Origin of the sequence: Lysobacter sp. Root983, from assembly GCF_001429345.1 — a bacterium.
GTDB lineage: Bacteria > Pseudomonadota > Gammaproteobacteria > Xanthomonadales > Xanthomonadaceae > Lysobacter.
Map to the genome: position 1 here is coordinate 246913 of NZ_LMJO01000017.1, position 15427 is coordinate 262339.

The 15427-nt window shown below is 70.6% G+C and carries 17 protein-coding genes; 7 read left to right on the top strand and 10 right to left on the bottom strand.

The genetic code is table 11. The annotated features are described in order from the left end of the window. Nucleotides 1-4 precede the first annotated feature (4 nt). From fabD to ASE43_RS16850, 4 genes are all read right to left on the bottom strand, one after another. A complete protein-coding gene (fabD, locus tag ASE43_RS16835; RefSeq protein WP_057161514.1) occupies nt 5-952 on the bottom strand; it encodes an ACP S-malonyltransferase in 948 nt (315 codons plus the stop codon). A 188-nt stretch (nt 953-1140) separates the two neighbouring features. Beyond that, the gene (locus ASE43_RS16840; RefSeq protein ID WP_056173443.1) at nt 1141-2136 is read right to left on the bottom strand and encodes a beta-ketoacyl-ACP synthase III; all 996 of its coding nucleotides are present in this window, start codon (nt 2134-2136) and stop codon (nt 1141-1143) included. A gap of 205 nt (nt 2137-2341) precedes the next feature. Continuing rightward, nucleotides 2342-2536, bottom strand: coding sequence for a 50S ribosomal protein L32 (rpmF, locus tag ASE43_RS16845; protein ID WP_056173439.1), 195 nt, complete (start codon nt 2534-2536; stop codon nt 2342-2344). 85 nt (nt 2537-2621) lie between these two features. Beyond that, nucleotides 2622-3149 carry a YceD family protein gene (locus tag ASE43_RS16850; protein ID WP_056173437.1) on the bottom strand — a complete coding sequence of 176 codons (528 nt, stop codon included), beginning with the start codon at nt 3147-3149 and terminating at the stop codon, nt 2622-2624. A gap of 126 nt (nt 3150-3275) precedes the next feature. Between ASE43_RS16850 and ASE43_RS16855 the strand changes: the two genes are divergently transcribed. From ASE43_RS16855 to ASE43_RS16865, 3 genes are all read left to right on the top strand, one after another. Beyond that, entirely contained in the window at nt 3276-3641 is a 366-nt protein-coding gene (locus tag ASE43_RS16855; protein ID WP_056173434.1) for a hypothetical protein, read from the top strand. Nucleotides 3642-3652: 11 nt separating this feature from the next. Beyond that, nucleotides 3653-4246 carry a nucleoside triphosphate pyrophosphatase gene (locus ASE43_RS16860; protein WP_057161288.1) on the top strand — a complete coding sequence of 198 codons (594 nt, stop codon included), beginning with the start codon at nt 3653-3655 and terminating at the stop codon, nt 4244-4246. 94 nt (nt 4247-4340) lie between these two features. Then, nucleotides 4341-4859: a tetratricopeptide repeat protein gene (locus ASE43_RS16865; protein WP_056173428.1), complete on the top strand. Its 519-nt coding sequence runs from the start codon at nt 4341-4343 to the stop codon at nt 4857-4859. 46 nt (nt 4860-4905) lie between these two features. Here the strand turns inward: ASE43_RS16865 and ASE43_RS16870 are convergent, their stop codons facing one another. Further along, nucleotides 4906-6738, bottom strand: coding sequence for a glycosyltransferase family 39 protein (locus ASE43_RS16870; protein ID WP_057161290.1), 1833 nt, complete (start codon nt 6736-6738; stop codon nt 4906-4908). A gap of 241 nt (nt 6739-6979) precedes the next feature. Here ASE43_RS16870 and ASE43_RS16875 point away from each other — a divergent pair, with 241 nt between their 5' ends. From ASE43_RS16875 to ASE43_RS16890, 4 genes are read left to right on the top strand one after another with little or no spacing between them, the layout of a single operon-like run. Further along, entirely contained in the window at nt 6980-7906 is a 927-nt protein-coding gene (locus tag ASE43_RS16875; RefSeq protein WP_162250600.1) for an AAA family ATPase, read from the top strand. 5 nt (nt 7907-7911) lie between these two features. Next, nucleotides 7912-8877 carry a DUF58 domain-containing protein gene (locus ASE43_RS16880; RefSeq protein WP_057161291.1) on the top strand — a complete coding sequence of 322 codons (966 nt, stop codon included), beginning with the start codon at nt 7912-7914 and terminating at the stop codon, nt 8875-8877. After that, nucleotides 8870-10849, top strand: a complete 1980-nt coding sequence (locus ASE43_RS16885) for a DUF3488 and transglutaminase-like domain-containing protein (protein WP_057161292.1) — start codon at nt 8870-8872, stop codon at nt 10847-10849. Before ASE43_RS16880 ends, ASE43_RS16885 begins: the two co-directional genes overlap by 8 nt. After that, complete coding sequence (locus ASE43_RS16890; protein ID WP_056173413.1) at nt 10846-11346, top strand: Slp family lipoprotein; 501 nt, start codon at nt 10846-10848, stop codon at nt 11344-11346. Before ASE43_RS16885 ends, ASE43_RS16890 begins: the two co-directional genes overlap by 4 nt. A gap of 240 nt (nt 11347-11586) precedes the next feature. On the opposite strand, the gene ASE43_RS16895 is transcribed toward ASE43_RS16890, so the two are convergent. The 5 genes from ASE43_RS16895 to dnaX form a co-directional block, all read right to left on the bottom strand. Beyond that, nucleotides 11587-11940: a histidine triad nucleotide-binding protein gene (locus tag ASE43_RS16895; RefSeq protein WP_056173411.1), complete on the bottom strand. Its 354-nt coding sequence runs from the start codon at nt 11938-11940 to the stop codon at nt 11587-11589. Between the two features lie 115 nt (nt 11941-12055). Beyond that, nucleotides 12056-12652, bottom strand: coding sequence for a recombination mediator RecR (recR, locus tag ASE43_RS16900; RefSeq protein WP_057161293.1), 597 nt, complete (start codon nt 12650-12652; stop codon nt 12056-12058). 10 nt (nt 12653-12662) lie between these two features. Then, a complete protein-coding gene (locus tag ASE43_RS16905) occupies nt 12663-12899 on the bottom strand; it encodes a hypothetical protein (RefSeq protein ID WP_056173406.1) in 237 nt (78 codons plus the stop codon). A 19-nt stretch (nt 12900-12918) separates the two neighbouring features. Beyond that, nucleotides 12919-13239, bottom strand: a complete 321-nt coding sequence (locus ASE43_RS16910) for a YbaB/EbfC family nucleoid-associated protein (protein WP_056173402.1) — start codon at nt 13237-13239, stop codon at nt 12919-12921. Nucleotides 13240-13328: 89 nt separating this feature from the next. Beyond that, complete coding sequence (gene dnaX / locus ASE43_RS16915) at nt 13329-15230, bottom strand: DNA polymerase III subunit gamma/tau (RefSeq protein WP_057161294.1); 1902 nt, start codon at nt 15228-15230, stop codon at nt 13329-13331. Nucleotides 15231-15427 lie beyond the last annotated feature (197 nt).

A 15427-nucleotide genomic window follows, 5' to 3' on the forward strand; every position in this document is an offset into this window, starting at 1 on the left:
GGGTTCAGGCCTGCGACCAGTCCGCCAAGGCGGCCTCGAAATCGCCGACCGTGCCCAGCGGGCGCGCGTCCAGCGACTTGTCGATGCGCTTGGCCAGGCCGCTGAGGACCTTGCCGGGGCCGCATTCGGCCACGCGCGTCGCGCCGCGCGCGGCCAGGGCCTGCACGCAGCCGGTCCACTGCACCGGCAGATAAAGCTGGCGCACCAGCGCGTCGCGGATCGCGTCGAGCTCGGCATGCGCCTGGGCGTCGACGTTCTGCACCACCGGCAGCGCGGGCTGGCGCCAGCTCAGGCCAGCCATCGCCTCGCCGAGGCGGTTGGCGGCGTCGCGCATCAGCGGGGTGTGCGAAGGCACGCTCACGGCCAGCTTGACCGCCTTGCGCACGCCGCGTTCGGCCAGCAGGGTCAGCGCGGCGTCGACCGCGGCGGCATGGCCGCCGATCACGATCTGGCCGGGCGAGTTGTAGTTCGCCGGCACCACCACGTCCTTGCCGGACACCGCGGCGCAGACTTCCTGCACCAGCGCGTCCTCGGCGCCGAGCACGGCGGCCATCGCACCGGTGCCCGCGGGCGCGGCGTCCTGCATGAACTGTCCGCGCAGGCGCACCAGATGGGCGGCGTCCTTCAGCGACAGCGCGCCGGCGGCGACCAGGGCGGTGTACTCGCCCAGGCTGTGGCCCGACAGCAGCGCCGGCTGCGCGCCGCCCTGGGTCTGCCACAGGCGCCACACCGCCACGCCCGCGGCGAGCAGCGCCGGCTGGGTGTATTCGGTGCGGTTGAGCATTTCTTCCGGACCGCCCTGGCTCAGCGCCCACAGGTCGGTCGCGGCGCCGTCGCTAGCCTCGGCAAAGGTTTCGCGGATCAGCGGATGCAGCTCGGACAGATCGGCGAGCATGCCCAGCGATTGCGAGCCCTGTCCGGGAAACACGAAAGCGAGGGAGTCGTGGCTCATCGAGTCGTGGCGCGAACGCCGGTCCAGTTCGTCAAGGACCGGCATGATACGAGGCAAACCGCGTCATCGTCTGTACTCGCGCGTATCGTGACGCATTGCGACAGTTTCCAAAGACGCGAATTCAGGCGCGAAAACGAACGCGCCCGGCAAGCCGGGCGCGTCGGATGAGGCGGCGAAGACCGAGCCGGTCAGTAGCGCAGCAGCGCCGAGCCCCAGGTGAAACCGCCGCCGAAGGCCTCCAGCAGCACCAGCTGGCCGCGCTGCACGCGGCCGTCGCGCACCGCTTCGTCCAGCGCCAGCGGCACCGAGCCCGAGGAGGTGTTGCCGTGCTTGTCGACGGTGACCACCACGCGCTCCATCGGCATGTCCAGGCGCTTGGCCGTGGCTTCGATAATGCGCAGGTTGGCCTGATGCGGAATCAGCCAGTCGATGTCGTGGCGGTCCAGGCCGTTGGCTTCCAGGGTCTCCTCGACCACCGAATCCAGCGCCTTGACCGCGTGCTTGAAGACCTCGTTGCCGGTCATCATCACCTTCACGCCGGCGTTGTGCTCTTCCGGCTTGAAGCCGACCGAGACGCCGACCGGGTTCCACAGCAGTTCCTTCTTGCCGCCGTCGGCGTGCAGATGGGTGCTGAGGATGCCGGTTTCGCTGTCGGCCTTGAGTACGACCGCGCCGGCGCCGTCGCCGAACAGCACGCAGGTGCCGCGGTCGCTCCAGTCGATCATGCGGGTCAGGGTTTCCGAGCCCACCACCAGCACGGTCTTGGCCGCGCCGGACTGGATGAACTTGTCCGCCACCGTCAACGCATAGACGAAGCCCGAGCAGGCGGCGTTGACGTCGAACGCGGGGCAGCCGTTGGCGCCCAGGCGGTGCTGCAACAGGCAGGCGGTGGACGGGAAAATCAGGTCGGGCGTGGTCGTGCCGAGCACGATCAGGTCCAGGTCCTGCGCGGCGACGCCGGCGGCTTCGAGCGCGCGCAGCGAGGCGTGGTAGGCCAGATCGCAGGTGGTTTCGCCTTCGGCGGCGACGTGGCGTTCGCGGATGCCGGTACGGGCCGCGATCCACTCGTCGCTGGTGTCGACCATCTTGGCGAGGTCGTCGTTGGTCAGGATCTTTTCCGGCAGATAGCTGCCGGTGCCCGCGACACGCGAATAGATCCGGTCTTGCTTGCGCTGCTCAGTCATCACCACTCCGCTGCGGAACCGTAGCCAGGCCCGATCGGGCCATTCCGCCAGACGCGCTGGCGGCGGAACCCCGCCGTGGCGGCCGCAGGTCCCGCGTGCTGGGTAAGCACGTGTTGGTTCCGCGCGCTATGACAGCGGCGGCCGGATCGGCGACGGCCCCGCGCGCCGCTGGTGCGTGCGCGCGGCGCGACGGGCGAAGCGAAGATTACTCTTCGTCGGCGACCTTGGACTGGGTGTTGATCACCTTCTTGCCGCGGTAGTAGCCGTCGGCGGTGACGTGGTGGCGGATGTGGGTCTCGCCGGTGGTCGGGTCGGTGGCCAGCTGCTTGCTGGTCAGCGCGTCATGGGCGCGGCGCTGGCCGCGGCGGGACGGGGAAACGCGGGACTTCTGGACAGCCATGGTCTTGCTCCAAGAGAAACTGTGGAAACTGAAACTGAGAGTTTGCGGTACTGCCCGGGCGCGTCTTGCGGAGCGCCGCGGTGGATCAGTTCGATTTGTTCTTCAACGCCGACAACGCCGCGAAGGGATGGGTGCGTTCCTGTTCGGCCTCGGTGGCCGGCCAGTCCCGCTCCATCGCTTCCGTGCCCGGAGCCATCGGCACCACCGGTACGGCGAGGATGAGTTCGTCCTCGACCAGTTCGATGGTCCGCAGCTGGCCGTCTTCCGGCATCAGCAGCGGTTCGTAACCCGGCGGCAGCCCGGCCTCGTCCGCTTCCTCGCGGATCAAGCCCAGGCGCTGCACGATCTGCACCGGCAGCAGGAACCGCTCCAGGCTGCGCTGGCATAGCAGCGGCAACGCCGTATCGATCTTCAACTCGACGTAGGGCACCTGCAGTTCGTCGTTGGCGAAATCCAACGAGAACGTCACGTCACCCTCGGTATCGAGCAGACTGTCCTGCAGCCGCTTGAACGACGACAACGGCACGCGCCCCTCGACGCCGCGCCTTGCGGCCACCAGGCGCCAGGCATCGAGTACTTCGGGCACCCGCCCGGCTGGCACGTCCGCTGACATAAGCCGCGGAATGTTAGAGACCCAACCCCCTGATGTCAAACCGGAAATCCAGGCCTGGCGGGGATTTGCCGCCGGCTGGGCCCTCGGGTCAGACTTCGGCTTTCCCTGCGTTCAGCCGACTCCGCCGTGACCACCACCCTGATCCTGCTTCTGGCCGCGCTGGCGGCCGCCGCCGTGGTCGCGTTCGGCCTGCGCCGCGGCTCCGGCCGCCACCAGCGCGCGGTGCGCGAGCTGCTGGACGCCGCCGATGCCCTGGAAGCCCGCCTGCGCACGGCCCGGGCCGAGATCGAGGCGGTCGCCGGCGACCTGACTCTGGACCCGGTCGGCGACGCCATGCGCGAAATGCTGCGCCAGCGCCTGTGGCTGCGCGACCACGGCAATTCGGCCAGCCCCGAGCAGCTGGCCGAGGTCCGGGCCTCGATCGACGCCGCGCGCGGCCGGATCGAGCAGCAGCTGTCGCAGATCGAGCGCGCGCGCGCGCCGCTGGCCTGAACGCGGCCGCCATGCCCGCCTCCCCGCCCCCGGCGCCGCTGGTGCTGGCCTCGACCTCGGTCTATCGGCGCGAGCTGCTGCAGCGCCTGCGCCTGCCCTTCGACTGCGAGCGCCCGCGGGTCGACGAGACCCCGCGCCCGGGCGAATCGCCGCTGGACCTGGCCCAGCGCCTGGCCCGGGCCAAGGCCGAGGAGGTCGCCGCGCGCAGGCCCGGGGCCTGGGCGCTGGGTTCGGACCAGGTCGCCGAGTTCGACGGCCGCCCGATCGGCAAGCCCGGCGACCGCGCCGGCGCGATCGCTCAGCTGGCGTCGATGTCGGGGCGCGAGGTGCGCTTCCTGACCGCGCTGAGCCTGGCCCGCGGCGGCCAGGCCACGCAGGGCGCCCTGGACGTCACCGTGGTGCGCTTCCGCGCACTGAGCCGCGCCGAAATCGAACGCTACGTCGACGCCGAGCAGCCCTACGACTGCGCCGGCAGCTTCAAATCCGAGGGACTGGGCATCAGCTTGTTCGACGCGATCGACAACCGCGACCCCAGCGCCCTGATCGGCCTGCCGCTGATCGAAACCGCTCGCCTGCTGCGCGTGGCCGGCTACGCCCTGCCCTAGTCCGGCACCGCTTCGACGCAAACGCAGCCACGCGCGCCTCACGGGCGAGCAGACCTTGGCTATGCTCGCGGCACTATCCAGGGGGAAAACCAGCATGAAGATTCGCACCGCAGCCGTCGCGGGAGTTTTGTTCGTCTCGGGTATCGCGGTGGGCACCGCCGCGCAGAAGGTCGCGGCGCCGTCCTACCGCGACAAGCCCAAGCCCGATGCCGCCATGGCCCTGCTGCAGACCGCCACCGCGCTGGCCGGCAAGGGCAGCTGGGAACGCATCGCGGTCGGCCGCGTCTACTACCTCGGCGGCCATAAGGCCGAAGGCCAGGCGCTGTTCGACCAAGTGCTGGCCGGCAAGCCCGAGGACACCGACTTCTACCGCATCGCCCGCGTCTATCGCGAGGCCGGCGAGTGGGACAAGGCCAAGGCGATGTTCGATCGCTTCCTGAGCGTGAACGACGGCGACGAAACCAAGCTGGCCGAGATCGGCGCGTATTACCTGATCCAGGGCGATCGCGCGGGCGCAGAACGTCTGTTCGACCGTTCGTTCAAGGCCAAGCCCGATCTGTGGGCCACGGTGGCCGCCGCCGGCGGTTATCTGGACGTCGCGCCGCAGGAGTGAGCGCACGCGCGTCGACGCGCGCGCAGCGCGTCGGCGCGGTTCCGACTCAGGGCGCCGCGTCGACCAGTTCGACCGGCTGCTCCGACCAGGTCTCGACGCTGCCGTCGCGCCCGCGCAGGCGCAGACCCAGCCAATGCCGGCCCGGCGCCACGCCCGCGTCCAGCGCGACCTGCGCGGTGAACCCCACCTGCGGCTGCCGCGGATCGCGCGAACGCGCCCAATAGGCCTGCACGTCCAGGCGTTCCAGGCCGTAGTGCGCCTGCGCGACCACGCGCCCGTCGAGGGTGACCTCGACGCTATCCAATCCGACCCCGTCCTTGAACGCCCAACCGCGCAGGTCGAAGCGGCGACCGATGCGCGCGCGCGATTCGGGCGTGTCGATCCAGGCCATCGCCGGCGTCGTGCACGCGCCCGTGCGCGGACGGTCCAGCGCGAACAGCAGGAACCGCTGGCGGCCATGATCGACGTTGAGCACTTGCGGCGGCGGCAGCGGCCCGACCATCGCGCACAAGGCCTGGTAGCGATCGAGCAGGTTCTTGTACTCGACCTCGCTGGCGCCCACCACCAGCAGCACCGGCGCATCGCCCCAGTCGGCGCGCCCCGCGCTGCTCAGGCCCCACAGTTGCAGCTGCGGCGCGCGGCCGTGCTTGTGATTGAGCGGATGATCGAGCACCGCGATGCGCGGATCGCGCAGGGCGAAACCCAGCTCGGCGGCGACCTTGAAGTTGTCGGCGATCAGGCGCGTGCCGGCCGGCATGCGCGCGCGTCGCGCGCGCACGCTCGCGGCCAGCTCGTCCCAACCGGCGAAGTTGCTCGGATACCACTTCTGCGCCGCGCTCAGCGCGCGCACCTGCGGCACCGACACCGCGACGTAGTAGCCCAGCATCGACAACAGGCCCAGCGCGGCCGCGATCCAGGTCAGGCGCCGCGCCCAGCGCGGCCACTGTGCCAGCAGCGCCGGCAACAAGGGCAGCAGTGCGAAATAGCCGGGCAAGGGCCAGTGGAAACTCACGCGCTCGGTGTCGGCGAAGAAACCCAGGGCGAAGAAACCCAACACCAGCAGACCGCCCAGCAGGGCGAAGTAGCGCGTCGCCTGCGCGTGGGCGCGATAACCGCGCTTGGCCGCCAGCATCAGCGCCAGGAACAGCGGCGGCGTGACCAGCAGAGCCTGGATCGCGACGAACCACAGGCCGTCGCCGTGGAAGGCCCAGGGATGGCGATCGACCAACTGGAAACGCAGGCCGGCCTCGGCGTTCTCGACGTTCCAGAACACCAGCGGCGCCCAGGCCGAAGCGCCGATTGCGATCGCGGTCAGGGTGCGCACGTCGCGCAAGGCGCGGCGGCCATCGGCCAACATCAGCAAAGCCAAGAAACCCACGCCGATCACGGCGATGAAACGGTAATGGCTGAGCGCGCCTATGCTCAGGCCGGCGGCCAGTTCCAGCGCGGTGGCGGCATCGACGCGACGCAGCAGGCGCGCACCCGCGTCCATGCACAGCAAGGTCGCCAGCGCCATCGCCGCGTCCGGCAAGGCCAGCAGGCCCAGCGTGCCGCCCAAGGGCAGCAGCAGCGCGAAACAGGCCGCCTGCCAGCCAGCGCGCATACCGTATTCGCGCGCGGCGATGCGTTGCACCAGCAAGGGCAGCAGCGCGGCGATCGCCAGGAACGGCGCGCGCAAAGCCAGGGTGTGTTCGCCGCCGATGGTGGTGCCCAGGCGCGCGAGCCAGGCGGTCAGACCGGGCAGGTCGGAATAGGCCGCGGCCGGATGCCGCCCTTCCCACCAATAGAAGGCCTCGTCCACGAACAAGGGCAGGCGCGCGGCGACCAGCAACTTGAGCGACAGGACCAGCGTCCACAAAACCCAAAAAGTGCGGCGCATCACAAGGTCCCGATGGACATCGACCTCGTTCGCATCCGCCTGGTTTGCAGCAAGCTGTTCCGCATCCCGCATCGACTCGCGACCTCGTTACACTCTGATGGACTCGACGCGGGCGGACGTGGCGCATAGGCGCCCTGCCCGTCGCGCACCGGACGCAGCGGCCGCAATGCGGCGCGCTCCGGATTTTCGACGCGATTCTCAGGAGACGAGCACGATGGCGGCATCCCCCACGACGGCATCCATGCTAACCGATGGCCTGCGCGACGCCCTCGATCGCGCGCAAGCGCAGGTCAACGGCCTGGTGCTGGGCAAGCCGCACGAAGTCCGGCTCGCGTTCGTGGCCCTGCTGTCGGACGGCCATCTGCTGATCGAGGACCTGCCCGGACTGGGCAAGACCACGCTCGCGCACGCCCTGGCCGCGACCTTGGGGCTGGAGTTCCAGCGCGTGCAGTTCACCTCCGACCTGTTGCCGGCCGACGTGGTCGGCGTGTCGGTGTTCGATCCGCAGGCGCGCAGTTTCCAGTTCCATCCGGGCCCGGTGTTCACGCAGGTATTGCTGGCCGACGAGATCAACCGCGCGCCGCCGCGCACCCAAAGCGCGTTGCTGGAGGCCATGGCCGAGCACCAGGTCACCGTCGACGGCACCACCCATGCCCTGCCCGATCCGTTCTTCGTGATCGCGACCCAGAACCCGGTCGACCTGGCCGGCACCTATCCGCTACCTGACTCGCAACTCGACCGCTTCTTATTGCGACTGGCGCTGGGCTACCCGGGCGAGGCCGCCGAACGCGACCTGCTGGCCGGCGCCAATCGCCGCGACCTGATCGCCCAGACCCTGCCGATCCTGGGCAGCGAGGACGTGATCGCGGCGCGCGGCGCGGTCAACGCGGTGCACGCCAGCGACGCTTTGATCGGCTATGTGCAGGCGCTGCTCGCGCGCAGCCGCCGCCATCCGGGCGTGCGCGTGGGCCTGTCGCCACGCGCCGGCCTGGCCCTGCTGCGCGCCGCGCGCGCCTACGCCCTGCTGCTGGGCCGCGCGCACGTGCTGCCCGAGGACGTGCAGGCGCTGTTCGCGCCGGTCGCCGCGCACCGCCTGGTCGCCGACGCCGATGCCGGACACGACGGCGCCCTGGCCAAGGCGATTCTGCACGCGGTGCCGGTGGACTGAGCGCGATGGCGGACCGTCCGCGCCCCGGCCTGCGCGCGCGCCTGCGCAAGTTCGCGCGACCGCGCGATCCGGAGGCCTTGCCGGCGACCTTCCACCGTGGCCGCGTGTACGTGCTGCCGACCGGCTTCGGCTTGTTCTTCGCGGTCGCGCTGATGTCGATGCTGCTGGGCGCGCTGAACTACAACAACAATCCCGCGCTGCTGCTCGCTCTGCTGCTGTCCGGCGCCGGGCTGGCCAGCCTGATCGCGGCGCAGATGCAGCTCACCGGCCTGAGCGTGGTCGCGATCGACGCCGAACCGATCGCCGCCGGCCAGCCGCTGCGCGTGCGCGTGCACGCCAAGGCGCCGCCCGAACGCGCGCGCCGCGGCCTGCGCGTGGACGACGACGGCGACAGCGATGCGCTAGCGCCGCTGGACCTGGACGCCGGCAGCGGCGAGGCCGAACTGAGCTTCGCGACGCGCCAGCGTGGCTGGTTTGAGCTGCCGCGCCTGCGCGTATCGACCACACGTCCGCTCGGCCTGGCGCGCGCCTGGGCCTACGTCTGGCCGGACGCGCCCTTGCTGGTGTATCCAGCCCCGGAACCGCACGGCCCTCCGCTGCCGACCGGCAGCGGCGATCAGATCCAGACCCGCCTGCATCCCAGCGGCGACGACGTCCATCACCTGCGCGGCTACCGTAGCGGCGACGCGCGTCGCGCGATCGCGTGGAAACCTTCGGCGCGGCGCGACGCGCTGCTGGTGCGCGAATACGAACAGCCGCTGGGCGCCGATGTGGTGCTGGACTGGCGCGCGGTGCTCGCGCTGGGCTACGAGGCGCGGATCGCGCGCCTGGCGCGTTGGGTCGACGAAGCCGAACGCGACGGCCGCCGCTATCGACTGATGCTGCCGGGGCAGCCCGAGCTGGGCCCCAGCAGCGGCGGCGCGCATCGTCATGCCTGCCTGCGCGCGCTCGCGCTGATGCCGCATGCCTAAGTCGAACTCGCCCTTGCTGGATTCGGGCAGCCGGGCCTGGACCCTGTCGACCGCGGCCGCGTGCATGCTGCCGCTGCTGTTGCAGCTCACGCCGCTGCTGGCCGCGCTGATCGCCGCCTGCGGCATCGCGATCGCGCTGCTGGCCTGGCGCCGCCCGCTCAACTTCGTGGTGCGCGCGCTGCTGGCGCTGGTGCTGATCGGCGCGGTGATGATGCAGATGAACTTCGGCATCGGCCGCGACACCGGCTGCGCGCTGCTTGCGGCGATGCTCGCGATCAAGCCCGCCGAGACCTCGACCCTGCGCGATGCGCGCAGCCTGATCGGCTTCGCCCTGTTCGCGCCGTTCGGTACCTTCCTGCTCGACCAGGGGCCCTTGTCGCTGGTGCTGGGCCTGATCGCGGCGCTGCTGGCGCTGGCGACGCTGCAACGCCTGGCCGAGTTCGAATCCGGCGAACGCGTGCGTCGGCTCGGCCATTGGCAGCGCCTGGCCGGGATCGCGCGCCTGGTCGCGATCGGCCTGCCGCTGGCGCTGGCGGCGTTCTGGCTGTTTCCGCGCCTGGGCACCCCATTGTGGGGCGTGCCCGACCGCTCGCTGAGCCGGCCCGGCCTGTCCGGCAGCATGACCCCGGGCGGCTGGGCCGAGTTGATGAACGACGAAACGCCGACCCTGCGCGTGCGTTTCAACGGCGCGGTGCCGCGACCCTCGCAGATGTACTGGCGCGGCCCGGTGCTGTGGGACTTCGACGGCCGCGAATGGACCCAGCCGCGGTGGTATCGCGGGCTACCGCCGGCCCAAACTCAACCGGGCGACGCGCGCTGGGACTACGAGATCGAACTCGAACCCACCGACGGCCGTCAGTTGGTCGCGCTGGACCTGCCGCTGGCGGCGCCGCCGGATACCCGGTTGTCGATCGATCACGGCTTGTTCACCGCGCGCCCGCTGACCGCGCTCAGCCGCTGGCGCCTGCGCTCGGCGCCGCCGCTGAGTTATCAGCCGCAGTTGCAAAGCGTGCTGCGCGAGGCTGCCCTGCGCCTACCCGAGGGCTACAACCCGCGCACCCGCACGCTCGCGCTGCGCTGGCGGCGCGAGCTGGGCAGCAACGACGCGGCGCTGGTGCAGCGCGCGCTGGACTGGGTCCATCGCGAATTCGCCTACACCCTGGACACGCCCCTGCCCGGGCGGCATGCGGTCGACGAATTCCTGTTCGACTACAAAGCCGGCTACTGCGAACACTTCAGCTCGTCCTTCGTGGTGCTGATGCGCAACGCCGGCATCCCGGCGCGCGTGGTCACCGGCTATGCCGGCGGCTATCGCAATCCGATCGGCGACTATTGGCTGGTACGACGCTCCGATGCGCACGCCTGGGCCGAAGTCTGGCTGCCGCAGCGCGGCTGGGTGCGGGTGGATCCGACCGCCGCGGTCGCGCCCGAGCGCGTCTACGACACCCTGGCCGACCGCGCCCCGGGCGCCAACCTGCTCGGCGGGCTCACGGCCACCCCGATCTTCAATCTCGGCGACTGGGCCCGGCGCGGTTGGAACGACTTCGTGCTCGGCTTCGACGCCAACCGCCAGCAGAACCTGCTGCGCCCCTTCGGCATCGACAGGCTCGACACGGGCCGCTTGGTAGCCTTGTTCGGCCTGGCGGCAGGCCTGACCCTGCTGTGGATGGTGTGGCTGAGCAGCCGTGGCCAGCGCGAACGCGACCCGGTCCTGCGCGCCTGGCATGCGCTGGGCCGCCGTTACGGTCGCCTGGGTCTGGCGCGCGAACCGCACGAGCCGGCCCAGGACTGGACCGACCGGGTGGCCCGCAGCCGACCGGACCTGGCCCCGGCGCTGGCGGCGCTCAGCCACCGTTTCGCCGATTGGCGGTACGCTGTTGCGGAACCCGGGCGGCGCGACGCCCGTGAGAAGCGCGAATTGATCAGGGCGCTGCGCGCGCATCGCCCGGGCCCTAATGGAGAAGGCCGATGAGCATCCGTCTTACCCCCCGCCTGGTCCTGCTGGCCGCGAGCGTCGGCCTGCTGGCCGCCTGCGCGACCCAGCCGCAACCGCTGCAGGGCGCGTTCAATCCGATCACACCGGCCGACGCCACCGCCAACGACAGCACCGGCGCGACCGTGCGCTGGGGCGGCCGCGTGGTCGAGGTCGACCCGCAGGCCAACCGCACCTGCTTCGTGATGATCTCCACCCGCCTGGGCAGCAGCGGACGCCCTTACTGGGCCAACGACGACATCGGCGGCCGCTTCCTGGCCTGCCGTACCGGCTTCTACGATCCGGCCTTGTTCGAGAAGAACCGCGAAGTGACCTTCACTGGTCGCATCAGCGGCTACGAGAACCGCCGCATCGGCCAGTACGACTACCGCTTCCCGATCGTCGACGCCGAAGTGGTCTACCTGTGGCCGGTGCGCGAACAGGTCGACGTGGTGATGACGCGTCCGGCGCCGTGGCCGTGGTGGGGTTGGTGGTGAACCCAGCCGCATCGCGCGGATAAGGAAAACGCCCGGGATTTCCGGGCGTTTTCGCTTGCGTCTTCGCACGATGTCCGCCGCCCAAGTCGCAGCGATGATCGCGTCCGCACGCACTGTGGAAGCGGCGTAAGCCGCGATTGAGCCCCAAACCACGACGCATGCCCGACACAGCGATCGCGGCTTGGGATCGAAACAAATCCCTGTCTGACGCCGCTCGCACAGAGCGCCAGGATCTTTCCGTCAGCGCGGCGTACCGAAGCGCCCAAGCTGGGCGCCGGCCAGCAGATGCAGGTGGATCTGGAACACGGTCTGGCCGCCGTCGCCGTTGCAGTTCATGACGATGCGGTAGCCGTCCTCTGCGAAACCTTCGCGCTGGGCGTACGCCGCCGCGGCATGCGCGAGGCGGCCGACCACTTCGGCCTGTTCGGGCTGCAGGTCGTTGAGGGTGGGCACGTGGGTCTTGGGCACGAACAGCACGTGCACCGGCGCCTGCGGAGCGATATCGCGGAACGCGATCAGGTCGTCGTCTTCGTAGACGATATCGGCGGGGATTTCGCGGCGGATGATCTTGCCGAAGATGGTGGGGTCGGTCATTGGGAGGCCGGGATTCGGGATTCGGGATTCGGGATTCGGGATTACGGTACACGGACCCGGTGGTTTTCGCTTCGGCTACGTCCAATCCCGAATCACTAATCCCGAATCCCGGCTCTCAACCCATCTCACTGCGGCTGCCGAACGCATGCGACAGGGTGCCGCGGTCGACGTATTCGAGTTCGCCGCCCAAGGGCACGCCATGCGCGAGCCGGCTGGGGCGCACGCCGTGCTGGCGCGCGAGCTGGGCCAGGTAGTGCGCGGTGGCCTCGCCTTCGACGGTGGGGTTGGTGGCGACGATCAGTTCCTGCACTTCGCCCTCGGCCAGGCGCGCGGCCAGGCCGTCCAGGCCGAGTTCGCGCGGACCGATGCCGTCGAGCGGACTGAGACGGCCCTGCAGCACGAAGTACAGGCCGCGGTAGCCGGTGGCCTGCTCGATCGCGAGACGGTCGGCGGGCGACTCCACCGCGCACAGCAGGTGGGCGTCGCGCGCGGCGCTGGCGCAGGTGGCGCAGACCTCGGTCTCGCTGAAGTCGCGGCAGCGGCTGCAATGGCCTACGTGTTCGATCGCCTCGGCAAGCGCGTTCGACAACCGCTGACCACCGGCGCGCTCGCGCTCGAGCACGTGGTAGGCCATGCGCTGGGCCGATTTCTGGCCCACGCCGGGCAGCACCCGGAAGGCCTCGATCAGTTGCTCCAGCAGCGCGCTGCTCATGCCGGCGAACTCACTCGGACGGCGTGAACGAAGTGCTGCGCGGCGTCGGCTCGCGATTCATCGCGCGCACGACGTTGAGGCAGACGATCGCGCCCAACAGCGGCAGCAGCCAGACGAAGGCCGACTGCAGGCCCTTCTGCGCGCCGGTCAGGTCCGGCTCGCGCCAGATCGCCCAGGTCGTGTACAGGTCCAGGCCGAGCAGGCCCGAGGCGATCAAGCCGGCGGTGATACCCAGATGCAGGTTCATGGAGATGCGTTCCGGCGACTCAGAACGGCATCTTCATGCCGGGCGGAATCGGCATGCCGGCGGTGGCGGCGGACATCTTGGCCTGCGATTCGGCGTTGACCTTGTTGACGGCGTCGTTGAACGCGGCCGCGACCAGATCCTCGGCCATTTCCGGATCGCTGAGCACGCTGGGATCGATGCGCACCTTGCGGCACTCCATGCGGCCGGTGATGGTCACGCTGACCATGCCGCCGCCGGCGTTGCCGGTGACTTCGATCTTGGCCAGTTCTTCCTGGGCGCGCTGCACGTTTTCCTGCATCTTCTGCGCTTGTTGCATGAGTTGGGCGATGTTGCCGCGCATGGTGGTCTACCTGTCTCGTGGTGATGGGGAACCGCGTCGCGCGCGGGCGCGACGCGATGACACTGGAATAGGGCCGGCCGGGGCCGTCCTCAAGCCTCGTCGAAGGGACGGATCGAATCCGGTACGACACGCGCGCCGTGCTGCGAGATCAGGCGCTGCACGTCGGGATCGTTCATGAACGCGTCCTCGGCCGAGGACTGGCGCTGATCGCGCGCGCGCTCGTTGCGCTCGCGCAGCGACTCGCTGGACTGGGCGGATTCGAAACGGATCTGCGGGGCCACGCCCAGGCGCGGCGCCAAGGCGTCGGCGACCATTTGGATCAGGGCCGGCGCGCGCAGGTGATCGTCGTCGGCGGACAGCGACAGGCGCAGCGCGCCGTCGGCGTAGGCGATGAAGCCGGCATGCTCGGCCAGCAAACGGGCCGGACCGCGCAGGCCGCTGCTGGCGACCAAGTCGTGCCAGGCCTCGGCATCGGCGATGCCGGCGCTGCCGCTGCGCGACGCAGCCGGCGCGGTGTACGCGGGTGCGGCGTCGCGCGCCGCGACCGGTTCCGGCGGCGCGGGCGGACGGCGCGGCGGTGCGACTGCCTCGGGCGGCTCCGCCCAGGGCACGTCGTTGCGCGCAACCGGTGCACTGGTCGCTTCGGCTCGCGACGCTTCGATGCGAGGCGCTTCAATTCGGGGCGCTTCTACCGGGGGCGCTTCTACTGGGCGCGCTTCCATTCGGGGCGCCTCCGTCCGCACCGGTTCGGCGCGCGAGGGGGGCGCGGGACGCTCGTCGAACGGCGACGCCGGCGGCGCGGCGCGTGTTCGCGGCTCGGCCAGGGCGGCGGCCGCCGCGGCGGCACCGGAGCCGCGCGCGCTCTCGCCCGCGCCGGACGCAGCGGGCGCAGCACCGCGCCCGTCCTCGCTGGCCGCGGGACGGAAGGCCAGCATGCGCAGCACGCTCATTTCGAAACCGGCGCGCGCGCTGGGCGCCAGCGGCAGATCGCGGCGGCCGTTGAGCGCCATCTGATACCACAACTGCACGACCTCGGGACGCAGCCGCGCGGCCAGCGCGTCGACGTCGACGCCGTCGGTCTCCATCGGCGCCTCGGGCACCAGCTGACGCACCTGTACGCGGTGCAGGGCCTCGCTCAAGGTGTCCAGCACCCCGCCCCAATCGGGCGAGAATTCGGCCAGGGCCGCGACCTCGGCCAGCAGCGTGTTGCCGTTGCCGTCGGCCAGGGCCTGCAGCAGCGCGCCGACGCGGGTACGGTCGACCGTGCCCAGCATGGTCGCGACCGCGCCGTCGCTGAGCTGGCCGCCGGTGTAGGCGATGGCCTGGTCCAGCAGCGACAGACCGTCGCGCAGGCTGCCATCGGCGGCCTTGCTGAGCTGGCGGATCGCGCCGGGCTCGGCGGCGATGCCCTCGGCCTCGAGGATGCGACCGATCTGGCCCGAGATCTGCGCCTCGTCCAGGCGCTTGAGGTTGAACTGCAGGCAGCGCGACAGCACCGTCACCGGCAGCTTCTGCGGGTCGGTGGTGGCGAGCAGGAATTTGACGTGGCCGGGCGGCTCTTCCAGCGTCTTCAACAGGGCGTTGAAGGCCGACTTGGAGAGCATGTGCACTTCGTCGATCAGGTAGACCTTGACCCGCCCGCGGCTGGGCATGTACTGGGCGTTGTCGATCACCTCGCGCACGTCGTCGACGCCGGTGTTGCTGGCGGCGTCGATCTCGAGCAGGTCGATGAAGCGGCCGGCGTCGATGTCGCGGCAGGAGTTGCACTCGCCGCAGGGGTCGGCCGAGGTGCCGCGCTCGCAGTTCAGCGACTTGGCGAAGATGCGCGCGATCGTGGTCTTGCCCACGCCGCGGGTGCCGGTGAACAGGAAGGCGTGGTGGACGCGGCCGGAATCCAGCGCATTGGTCAGCGCGCGCACCACATGCTCCTGCCCGACCAGTTCGGCGAAACGCTTGGGGCGCCATTTACGGGCGAGGACGAGGTAGGACATCGGACCCTTTGGTTGCGTGTGCTTGCTTGCGTCGGTACCGCCGCGCGCCGCGGCCGTAGGCCCTGTCGCAGCGGCCGGCGCGGCGCGGGAACGGATCGGTCCATTGTGCCACGGACGTTCGCGACGGCCGCCACCGCGACGCCGCGACTTGTGGACGACCGCCGCGACGGCTAGAATTCCCGGCCCTGAGCCCGGCC